The sequence below is a fragment of the Maribacter sp. genome (assembly GCF_049667165.1).
Lineage (GTDB): Bacteria > Bacteroidota > Bacteroidia > Flavobacteriales > Flavobacteriaceae > Maribacter_A.
The window spans coordinates 1-9,346 of the sequence record NZ_JBATHS010000212.1; the positions used below are offsets into that span (position 1 = coordinate 1).

13 protein-coding genes and 1 tRNA gene are annotated in these 9,346 nt (G+C 40.0%); 9 read left to right on the forward strand and 5 right to left on the reverse strand.

Going from position 1 to position 9,346, the window contains the following annotated elements; all coding sequences use genetic code 11:
- From WBM98_RS10485 to WBM98_RS10505, 5 genes are all read left to right on the forward strand, one after another.
- The coding region (locus tag WBM98_RS10485; RefSeq protein ID WP_424365972.1) for a glycoside hydrolase family 140 protein at positions 1-990 on the forward strand (990 nt) is incomplete at its 5' end.
- Positions 991-1,002: 12 nt separating this feature from the next.
- The gene (locus WBM98_RS10490) at positions 1,003-1,485 is read left to right on the forward strand and encodes a YdeI/OmpD-associated family protein (protein ID WP_424365973.1); all 483 of its coding nucleotides are present in this window, start codon (positions 1,003-1,005) and stop codon (positions 1,483-1,485) included.
- A 383-nt stretch (positions 1,486-1,868) separates the two neighbouring features.
- Positions 1,869-2,276: a cupin domain-containing protein gene (locus WBM98_RS10495; RefSeq protein ID WP_424365974.1), complete on the forward strand. Its 408-nt coding sequence runs from the start codon at positions 1,869-1,871 to the stop codon at positions 2,274-2,276.
- 8 nt (positions 2,277-2,284) lie between these two features.
- Positions 2,285-2,635, forward strand: a complete 351-nt coding sequence (locus tag WBM98_RS10500) for an MmcQ/YjbR family DNA-binding protein (protein ID WP_424365975.1) — start codon at positions 2,285-2,287, stop codon at positions 2,633-2,635.
- A gap of 4 nt (positions 2,636-2,639) precedes the next feature.
- Positions 2,640-3,152 (forward strand): VOC family protein, encoded by a 513-nt coding sequence (locus WBM98_RS10505; RefSeq protein WP_424365976.1) that lies wholly within the window; start codon positions 2,640-2,642, stop codon positions 3,150-3,152.
- Here the strand turns inward: WBM98_RS10505 and WBM98_RS10510 are convergent.
- Positions 3,147-3,222: transfer RNA gene (locus WBM98_RS10510), tRNA-Lys, on the reverse strand. The two genes, WBM98_RS10505 and WBM98_RS10510, sit on opposite strands and share 6 nt — an antisense overlap.
- Positions 3,223-3,369: 147 nt before the next feature.
- Here WBM98_RS10510 and WBM98_RS10515 point away from each other — a divergent pair.
- Positions 3,370-3,885, forward strand: coding sequence for a shikimate kinase (locus WBM98_RS10515; protein ID WP_424365977.1), 516 nt, complete (start codon positions 3,370-3,372; stop codon positions 3,883-3,885).
- Here WBM98_RS10515 and WBM98_RS10520 read toward each other — a convergent pair.
- From WBM98_RS10520 to WBM98_RS10530, 3 genes are read right to left on the reverse strand one after another with little or no spacing between them, the layout of a single operon-like run.
- Positions 3,877-4,374, reverse strand: coding sequence for a phosphoribosyltransferase family protein (locus tag WBM98_RS10520; protein WP_424365978.1), 498 nt, complete (start codon positions 4,372-4,374; stop codon positions 3,877-3,879). The two genes, WBM98_RS10515 and WBM98_RS10520, sit on opposite strands and share 9 nt — an antisense overlap.
- 11 nt (positions 4,375-4,385) lie before the next feature.
- Positions 4,386-4,970 carry a methyltransferase gene (locus WBM98_RS10525; RefSeq protein WP_424365979.1) on the reverse strand — a complete coding sequence of 195 codons (585 nt, stop codon included), beginning with the start codon at positions 4,968-4,970 and terminating at the stop codon, positions 4,386-4,388.
- Positions 4,954-5,328 carry an RNA-binding S4 domain-containing protein gene (locus WBM98_RS10530; RefSeq protein WP_424365980.1) on the reverse strand — a complete coding sequence of 125 codons (375 nt, stop codon included), beginning with the start codon at positions 5,326-5,328 and terminating at the stop codon, positions 4,954-4,956. Before WBM98_RS10530 ends, WBM98_RS10525 begins: the two co-directional genes overlap by 17 nt.
- 83 nt (positions 5,329-5,411) lie before the next feature.
- Between WBM98_RS10530 and WBM98_RS10535 the strand changes: the two genes are divergently transcribed.
- Complete coding sequence (locus WBM98_RS10535; RefSeq protein WP_424365981.1) at positions 5,412-6,332, forward strand: FKBP-type peptidyl-prolyl cis-trans isomerase; 921 nt, start codon at positions 5,412-5,414, stop codon at positions 6,330-6,332.
- A 78-nt stretch (positions 6,333-6,410) separates the two neighbouring features.
- Here WBM98_RS10535 and WBM98_RS10540 read toward each other — a convergent pair whose 3' ends face one another.
- The gene (locus WBM98_RS10540; protein ID WP_424365982.1) at positions 6,411-6,995 is read right to left on the reverse strand and encodes an outer membrane beta-barrel protein; all 585 of its coding nucleotides are present in this window, start codon (positions 6,993-6,995) and stop codon (positions 6,411-6,413) included.
- A gap of 272 nt (positions 6,996-7,267) precedes the next feature.
- Between WBM98_RS10540 and tgt the strand changes: the two genes are divergently transcribed.
- A complete protein-coding gene (gene tgt / locus WBM98_RS10545; protein WP_424365983.1) occupies positions 7,268-8,398 on the forward strand; it encodes a tRNA guanosine(34) transglycosylase Tgt in 1,131 nt (376 codons plus the stop codon).
- 2 nt (positions 8,399-8,400) lie between these two features.
- Positions 8,401-9,346, forward strand: a 946-nt coding sequence (locus tag WBM98_RS10550; RefSeq protein WP_424365984.1) for an LptF/LptG family permease, incomplete at its 3' end; no start/stop codon positions are given.

Below are 9,346 nucleotides of genomic sequence, written 5' to 3' on the forward strand. Positions count from 1 at the left end.
TTATATATCGGACTTTTACCAACTTGGGGCGACAAATTCCATAAGGCCTGGGGCGTGGGTCCTGAAATCTTTACCCCTGAAAATGCCCTAGTATTCGGAGAAATTTTAGCAAAGCGATATGCCGACAAATCCAACATCATTTGGATCCCCGGCGGAGATCGATGGCCCAAAGACGATGAAGACTTTGAAATTATAAGAGCCATGGTAAAAGGCTTGAAAAAATATGACCCCAAACATTTGATAACTTATCACGCATCGGGTTTAGCCCTTGCAAGTGATTATTTTAACAATGATGAGTGGCTTGATTTTGATATGTTCCAAATGTCCCACAGTAGATTGGACAAAGATTATGAATTCGTATGGAAAGCTCGTTCAGTTTCTCCAATGAGACCTGTGGTGAGCAGCGAACCTCGGTATGAGGACCATCCCAATCGATTTAATGCAGAATTATATGGTTGGTTGGATGATTCCGATGTAAGGGTGTCGGCATATTGGTCAATGCTTGCCGGTGCTGCGGGGTATACCTATGGGTGCCATGATATCTGGCAAATGTTTACCACAGAAAGGGAACCCATAAATGGTTCAAGAACGAATTGGAAAGAGGCTCTTAATCTTCCCGGATCAGGGCAACTTAAATTTATGAAAAATCTTTTTACGTCATTTCCTTGGCAACAACTTGAAAATGACCAGTCGATCATACTGAACGACAATAAAAATGACTCCACCTTCATCGTGGCAGGTATAAGCAAAGCCAATGATTTTATGATCATTTATACCCCGATGGGCAAACCCATAGCGCCTGATTTAAAAAGATTGAATTCGAAACAAGTAGTAACCTATTGGTATAATCCCAGGGATGGGAGTTCGAAGAAGATTGGAACATACGATGTATCCGAACACGTTGAGTTGAAACCATGGTCTTTAGGAAGGGGAAGTGATTTTGTTTTGGTAGTTATGGATGAAAACGCCGACTACGTTTTACCCGAATAAAGCGCCGTTTGAATGAACAAATTTTGGGCAAAAATTGATATAATTGGAATAAATCCTTTTGTTTTTATACCTATTGATGTCTTGAACACCATTTTTGGGGAGGCAGGAAAAAACAAAGGAAAAATTCCTGTACGCATCAAAATCGAGGGACATGAATTTGATCAGACCTTGATCAAATACAGTGGACATTGGAGGCTTTATCTGAACACACCAATGCGAAAAGCGGCCCAAAAAGAGGTCGGACAAATGGCGAAAATTGAAATTGAGTTCGACCCAAACGAAAGGAAAATTCCATTTCATCCTAAATTTAAAAAAGCACTTCAGGAAAATGCGGAGGCAAAGAGCATATTTGACAATCTAGCACCCTCCTTGCAAAAGGAAATTTTGAGATATTTATCATTTTTGAAAACAGAGGAAAGCAGGGATAGAAATGTGCAAAAGGCCATAAATTTTCTTTTGGGCAAAGAAAGGTTTATCGGAAGGGATAGGCCTTGAGATTCATTCTCGACCCTCACCTCAGTTGTACCAGACCGTTTTGGTTAGAATAAGGGTAAAACCCATATTTCTTAATACAGGACTATGCGGGGTGTAATTAAAAAGGATGGATTTTTGGTTCGGTTACGTATATAAAGGTATTTTGATCCAGGTTAATAAGGGGATAAAAAGTTATATTAGTACTGATGTAACGCGTTGACGGTCATTGTAAAAGAGCAATCAGTAAAGAACAAATAGCTTAATATGAAACGAGCATTAAAAAATTTTAAAAATTACTTCACAAAAGGCAATGTTTAAAATTTTTAATGCGAGAGCGTAACGGTTACATACGTTCTCAATTTTTTAATTAACTTATTTTCAATTAATTAGAAAAATTTAAACGTATGAAACATAAAAAAGATCATACCGATACGTTGATCTTGACGGAAGGACAAGGAAGAACTTATAATTGTGGCACAATGACAGCAGTCTTCAAGGCCGACGAAAATGAAACAGCGGATAAATACAGTATTTCGGAGTGGTGGCTTGAACCAAACTCCAACGGACCGGGTGCCCACCAACATGAAGACAATGACGAAGTGTTTTATGGAATTGAAGGCACCACATCAATACTTGTGGGAGACAAATGGGTGGATGTTGAAAAAGGAACATTTTTAAGGATCCCTGCAAAAACCATTCACGACTTTGCAAACAATACAGATGATAGAGCAGGAATTCTTAACTTTTTTATTCCAGGTGGCTTTGAGAGAAATATGCCCTCCATTGTGGAATGGTTTGAAGACAATAAATAGTACTTGATATGGTAACTATTGACTCGTTCAGACAACTTGCCCTTTCTTTTCCAGAGGTAACGGAAGAACCTCATTTTGAAAAAACATCGTTTAGGGTGAAAAAGAAAATCTTCGCGACCTACGATCCCAAAAACAAAAAGGCGAGCATCAAATTGTCCGAAATTGATCAGGATGTATTTTCCTCATCGCCCGGAAAAACGATTTATCCAGTTGACAACAAATGGGGCAAGCAGGGTTGGACCTTAATAGAAATGGAAAATGTCCATCCAGACTTGTTCACTGATGCTTTGACCACAGCTTATTGTGAAGTCGCACCAATAAAACTGGCTGATGAGGTTCGAAGAAACAAAAACGAATAACTAAATGGCAAAAATTGACCCGATAATAGCCGTAAAAGATATCGAGGCCAGTTCTAAATGGTATCAATCGATATTTGACTGTCGAAGCATGCACGTAGGAAAGGAGTTCGATATACTGGTATCTGAAAATGATGAAGTTTTACTATGTCTTCATAAATGGGGAGAACATGGGCACCAAACGATGAAGGATTCAACGATTAATCCTGGCAATGGACTCATCCTCTATTTCCGAACAGAAAACATGAACGCAATACGGCAAAATGTCGAAAAGATTGGTGGTGTTGTCGAAGAGGATATCCACTTAAATCCAAACTCTAGGAAAAAGGAATTTTCACTTTGTGACCTGACCGGGATTGGCTCGCTTCGCTCCCCTGACCCAGCACTCCCAAGGTCAAAAAGCAAAACCTTGCAACCTGAAAGGTTGTGGTTTTTGGTTTTTCCACACATCCCAAACAAGCTTGGATGTTTTCCAAAACAAAAAACCCACCAATTCGGTGGGTTTTGCTTTCTCTGGTGACCTGGCCGGGGCTCGAACCCGGGACCCTCTCCTTAAAAGGGAGATGCTCTACCAACTGAGCTACCAGGTCAAAATACTATCATTCACCAAGGATGTTTCTTCCTTAGCGGCTGCAAATATAAGATCATTAATTTATTTAACAAGCCTATTTTTATAGAAATTTTGGTTTTCTTTGAAATCAAATGCAAATGGTTCATTTTTATATAAATAATACATCGTGAAAATAGTCTTGGTCGGTTACATGGGAAGTGGTAAATCAACAATCGGTAAAATACTGGCCAAAAAGCTGGGATTACCGCTTATTGACTTGGATGATTATATCGAGACAGCGGAGGCCATGCCCATTCCAGAAATATTTACAAGAAAAGGGGAGGTGTATTTCAGGAAAAAGGAATTCGAATACCTTAAGGAACTTTTAGACAGCAAAAAAGAATTTGTGCTTTCAACAGGTGGAGGCACGCCCTGTTATGGAGAAAATATGAATGCGATTGGCAACGCCACCCCTAATGTTTTTTATTTGAAAGTCAGCATAGCTGGACTTATTGGGCGACTGGTTTCGGAAAAGGAGCATAGACCAATGATAGCCGATATTCCTGATAAGGAATTACCTGATTTTATAGGGAAACATCTTTTTGAACGCAGCTATTTTTATGCCAAGGCCAATCATAGCATTAGTTGTGAAAACAAGGAGGTGGCATCGGTGGTTGCAGAAATACAGGCGCATTTAGTCTAAATACACCATATCGTTCTTCGCTTCGAACTGCACATGTACATGTTCTTGCAGTGAAGTGGATAACGAAATACCCTTATAATCCGCTTTGACGGGATATTTTTTATGGTTTCTATTCACCAATACAGCCGTTTTCAATTGCTTTAAGGGGGTTCTTAAAAAATGATGTACACCATAGATCAGTGTGGTCCCTGAATTAAGGACGTCATCGACCAATACAATCGATTTATTCTTGTACTCCTCAGCGGGAATGGAAGTTTTTACTTCGCCTTCCAACGGATTACTCTTATTCATTGAGACCTTGCATAAGGTAATTTCAGCATCGGTGATACTCCGGAGTACCTGTTGTATTTTTTTGGCGAATTTTAGTCCGCCCCCCTCAATACCCGCGATGATGATCTCCTTTTCCGTAACATTGGTCTCAAGGATCTGATAGGCTATTCTTCGTACTTTATGCTGTATCTTTTGATGTGATAGTATTTTGTTCTGCATGGTTGACCGATTTACTTTTCAAAGATAAAGAACAGTTCATTACCTTCTCTTGGTTTGATCGAATTATATGAACGTTCAAGAACCTTGATCGTATAATCCTGACCAAATATAGCCCTATATTCGGCTTCGCTACCCCCGAAGGGAGGGCCCTCTTTTTTAAATGTACAATCAAAAAGGAGTCCAACTAGTTTGCCATTGGGTGCAAGAAGGTCATGCATTTTGGCTGCATAAGCATTTCGCATCGAAGGATCCAGGGCACAAAAAAAGGTTTGTTCCAAAATGAGGTCGAAACCAGAAGTGTTTAAATCGAAAAAATCCATATGGATCAGGTTTTCCTCGGGGAAGGAAGCAATTCTGGATTTTAGGTTTTTTAACGGCTGCAGGGCAATATCGATGACGTGGATATTGTTGAATCCATTATTGAAAAGATATTCCACCTCATGGCCGTTACCGGCACCAGGAATAAGAATTTTACTGTTTTTATGCTTTAATTGATCAATATACACTTTTAGGGGTGTTGAGACATAGCCTATATCCCATCCCGTCGTATTTTGGGCATATTTTTCGTCCCAATATTCTTTATTCAGATTCATCATCCAGATATTCATTGATTTCCCTACGATCCTTTTTGGTCGGTCTGCCTGTCCCTTTCTTACGATAATACGATTTTGAATACTTTAAAAGTTCGTCATTTTCAAAGGCCTCCTTGGGGGTGGTGTCTTTTCGGTAAATATCCACCAACTTGGCGCCGACCCGATTTTTTGGAATATCCAAAACGATGCATTGATGGTTTATCTGCTCTTTACGTACCGTGATTTCGTCCGTGGGGTACACCTCACGCGATGGTTTGGCCACCTGTCCGTTTATTTTTACCTGCCCCTTTTTACAAGCGGTCGAAGCGATATTCCGGGTCTTGAAATACCGGGTATGCCATAAGTATTTGTCAATACGCATGTTCTGTCAAAATTCTTTGTTAAGGAGCTCTGCAAAAATACATAAAATTGTATCTTGCGACCTTAAATTGCTAATTGTTGAAAATGAAAAAGTTTGTTGTAGGTCTTTTAGTGCTGGTGCTTGCTTGGTCGTGCAAGAAAGATGATGATGGCGAGGATGTTGTAATTGTTTCTTCACGTACGTTGAGTGAAGTGGCTTCTGAAAATGATGCGGAAATAAGGGAGTACTTGGAAACCCATTTCTACAATTACGAAGATTTTGCCACACAATCGGAAGGTTTCGACTATACGATTGTAGTAGATACCATTGCTGGTGATAATGCAGATAAAACCCCGTTGATCGATCAAGTTGAATCTATTAAAATCAAAGTGGATTCTGATGATTTTAGTTTAAGTACTGAGGAAACGGATGTTGAGCACACCTTATACTATTTATCTGCGCGGGAAGGTGTTGGTGTTTCTCCAACAGTGTCTGATTCATTGTATTTGAATTATGAGGGTTCACTACTCGATGGGAGTGTTTTTGATAGTAAAATTGGAACAGCCGTATGGTTGGAATTGGTGGGAACGGTTTCTGGTTTTAATAAAGGATTAGCATTGTTTAAGTCAGGTGGGGATGTTATTGAAAATGAAGATGGTACCTTCGAAGTAGAAGGTTCAGGTGTCGGAATGTTGTTCATTCCCTCAGGGTTGGCTTATTTTTCAAGTAGTTCAGTAGGTGCATCCTATGCTCCGATCATTTTTAAAGTCGATATATTTAGGGTAGAGGAAACCGATTATGATCTTGACGGTGTCCCATCGAGGGAGGAAGATCTAAATGGGGACAACAATGTAAGTAACGATGATACGGACGAAGACGGATTCCCAAATTATTTTGATCCTGATGATGATGGGGATGGGATAGCTACATTAACCGAAATTTCAGATGATGATGGGAATATCATAATTCCGTATCCAGATACCGATAACGACGGTACACCGGATTATTTGGATCCCGATAATTAAAAAGTTTTGAAGCAGTAGATTTAATAATCCCCGATGGTATACCATCGGGGATTATTAGTATAGTTTACAATAGAACTTTTATAGGTTTAATGATAAACTTACTATAATCTGATCAGGCCTGGCATCTATTCTACTTGGGCCAATACTTCCAATATTACCTACAAAAGTAGCTTCGTTTTCACTAAAACCCCGTTCATAGCGCAAATCTATACCCAATTTACCAAGGTTGACCCCTGCGCCAATGTTCAAGCCTACACTGAAATCATTTTCTATGTCTTTGATAGTAATGCCATCGAATTCCGTATCCAGAATATATTGGAAAGCAGGACCGGCAAAAACATGTAATGGCCCAATAATTTTAGCACCCACTAATACGGGAAGATCTAATTTACTTATGTCAAACTTGTCTCCATCATAATCTGATTTGGTTTTGGTATAGATCAATTCGGGACGCAGATACATTTGATCTCCTATTTTACCAAAAATACCAACATGGTAGCCCATATTTCGGTCAGGATTACGTGCGGCTTCTCCAGTGGATTCAAAATAATCACCATTGGCGTTGTAATTAAGTCCAGCTTTAATACCGAAACCTGGATCACTTTGTGCAAACGCAGCGATGCTACCTAAAGCAAATACTGCCAATAAAATTGTTTTTTTCATACTGTGTTCATTTTTAGTGGTGTATTGGGATCGATTATGATACCAATCGTTCTTGTTATCTAACAAAAAGAACGACAAGGTTTTTTCTTTATTGTTACAGTTATTGATATCATTTATAAAATGCCTATGGTGGATAAGTCGAAGATTATCAATAGTCGTGTATAAAGGGGATTCCATTCTAGCCTAAGAACACGGTACAATTGGAAACTTTATTTTTTCGTTAAGGACTATTTGCAGGGCAGTTGATTATATTTGCCTTTTTAAATAGGAAATTGCAGTTCACCTTAAAACATACAGACTCTCAGAGCAAAGCGCGTGCCGGTACAATGGTTACGGATCATGGGGTTATTGATACCCCTATTTTTATGCCCGTAGGTACGGTGGCATCGGTTAAAGGGGTGCATCAAAAGGAGTTGAAGGAAGAGATAAATCCCGATGTTATTCTGGGGAATACCTACCATTTGTTCCTTCGTCCTAAAATTCATATTCTGCAACAAGCAGGGGGGTTACATAAATTTATGGGCTGGGACCGTAATATTTTGACCGATAGTGGCGGTTATCAGGTGTATTCATTGTCAGCGAACCGAAAGATCAAGGAAGAGGGGGTAAAGTTCAAATCGCACATCGATGGTTCCATGCATATGTTCACCCCAGAAAATGTGATGGAGATCCAACGGGTGATCGGGGCCGATATTATCATGGCCTTTGATGAATGTACGCCTTATCCCTGTGATTATAAGTACGCCCAGCAATCGATGCATATGACACATCGATGGTTGGACCGATGTATTACACATTTAGAGAAAACACCCTATACCTATGATTATTCGCAATCGTTTTTTCCGATAGTCCAGGGGTCAACCTATAAAGATCTACGTCAACAATCGGCGGAGTATATAGCCAATGCCGGGGCAGAGGGGAATGCCATTGGAGGGCTTTCGGTAGGGGAGCCTGCGGAAGAAATGTATGCCATGACCGAAGTGGTATGCGATATCTTGCCAGAGGATAAACCAAGATACTTGATGGGCGTGGGTACCCCGATCAATATTTTGGAGAATATTGCCCTGGGTATCGATATGTTCGACTGTGTAATGCCTACGCGAAACGCCAGGAATGGGATGCTGTTCACGGCACACGGTACGATAAACATCAAGAATAAGAAATGGGAGGATGATTTTTCGGTTTTGGATGCAATGGGAACCACCTTTGTGGACAAGGAATATTCAAAAGCCTATCTTCGACATTTGTTCGCGGCCAATGAATATCTGGGGAAACAAATTGCCACGATTCATAACCTCGGTTTTTACCTATGGTTGGTACGTGAAGCTAGAAGGCATATTTTAGCGGGGGATTTTACCCCTTGGAAAAACACCATGGTCAAACAAATGGATAAAAGATTATAACCGTGAACATTATAGACAAATACATATTAAAGCGGTATTTGCTCACCTTTGCAGTGATGTTGTTGCTCTTTATCCCCATTGGTATTATGGCCAACCTTGCGGAGCAAATCGGTAAAATGATCGATAACGATGCCCCGACCAATGAAATTATCATTTACTACCTGAATTTCACCATTTACATCGGCAGTCTTTTATTTCCAATTTTCCTGTTTTTGTCGATTATCTTCTTTACCTCCAAATTGGCCAGTAACACCGAAATCGTGGCTATTTTAAGCTCGGGTGTTTCTTATAACCGCTTTTTGCGTCCCTATTTAATCGGGGCTACGATTGTAGCGGTAACAATGTTGGTGATGGCCATGTTCATTGTTCCCAATGCCAGCAAGGGTTATAATGAATTCAAATTCAAATACCTGAAAAAAGGAAAACAGGATCGAATAACCAGTAACATCTTCAATCAGCTGAATGAAAATGATTTTCTATATGTCAGTAGTTTCGATCCCGCGCGGCAAAATGCCAATAAGTTTACTTTTGAACGCTTCAAAGAGGATAATACGTTAGATTTCAAGATGTCGGCCAATAGCATCCGATGGGTTGAAAAGGATAGTATTTATAGGCTAGTCAAATATTCCAAACGAAAGATGGTCGGGGATTCTGCAATTATTGAAACCAAGAACAGGTTGGATACGTTATTTGCTTTTAAAATCGATGATCTAACCCCGGTTTCCTATATCGCGGAAACCAAAAATCTCTATGAACTCAATAAGTTCATCAAGGACCAAAAAAGGAAGGGGGCCTCGAACATTAATAATTACGTCCTGGTCAAATATAGAAGGTGGGCATTGCCCTTGACCGCGTTTATACTTACGATTATCGCGGTAGCGGTGTCTTCCGTAAAAAGGAGGGGCGGTATGGGGATAAACCTGGCCTTCGGTATCGGGGTAGCATTCA

Bases quoted from the DNA above. Each gene is read 5' to 3' on its own strand.
- WBM98_RS10505 (WP_424365976.1), top strand. From the start codon at position 2,640: ATGGCAAAAATTGACCCGATAATAGCCGTAAAAGATATCGAGGCCAGT.
- WBM98_RS10535 (WP_424365981.1), top strand. From the start codon at position 5,412: ATGAAAAAGTTTGTTGTAGGTCTTTTAGTGCTGGTGCTTGCTTGGTCG.
- WBM98_RS10490 (WP_424365973.1), top strand. From the start codon at position 1,003: ATGAACAAATTTTGGGCAAAAATTGATATAATTGGAATAAATCCTTTT.
- WBM98_RS10500 (WP_424365975.1), top strand. From the start codon at position 2,285: ATGGTAACTATTGACTCGTTCAGACAACTTGCCCTTTCTTTTCCAGAG.
- WBM98_RS10530 (WP_424365980.1), bottom strand. From the start codon at position 5,328: ATGCGTATTGACAAATACTTATGGCATACCCGGTATTTCAAGACCCGG.
- WBM98_RS10495 (WP_424365974.1), top strand. From the start codon at position 1,869: ATGAAACATAAAAAAGATCATACCGATACGTTGATCTTGACGGAAGGA.
- WBM98_RS10520 (WP_424365978.1), bottom strand. From the start codon at position 4,374: ATGCAGAACAAAATACTATCACATCAAAAGATACAGCATAAAGTACGA.
- WBM98_RS10525 (WP_424365979.1), bottom strand. From the start codon at position 4,970: ATGATGAATCTGAATAAAGAATATTGGGACGAAAAATATGCCCAAAAT.
- WBM98_RS10540 (WP_424365982.1), bottom strand. From the start codon at position 6,995: ATGAAAAAAACAATTTTATTGGCAGTATTTGCTTTAGGTAGCATCGCT.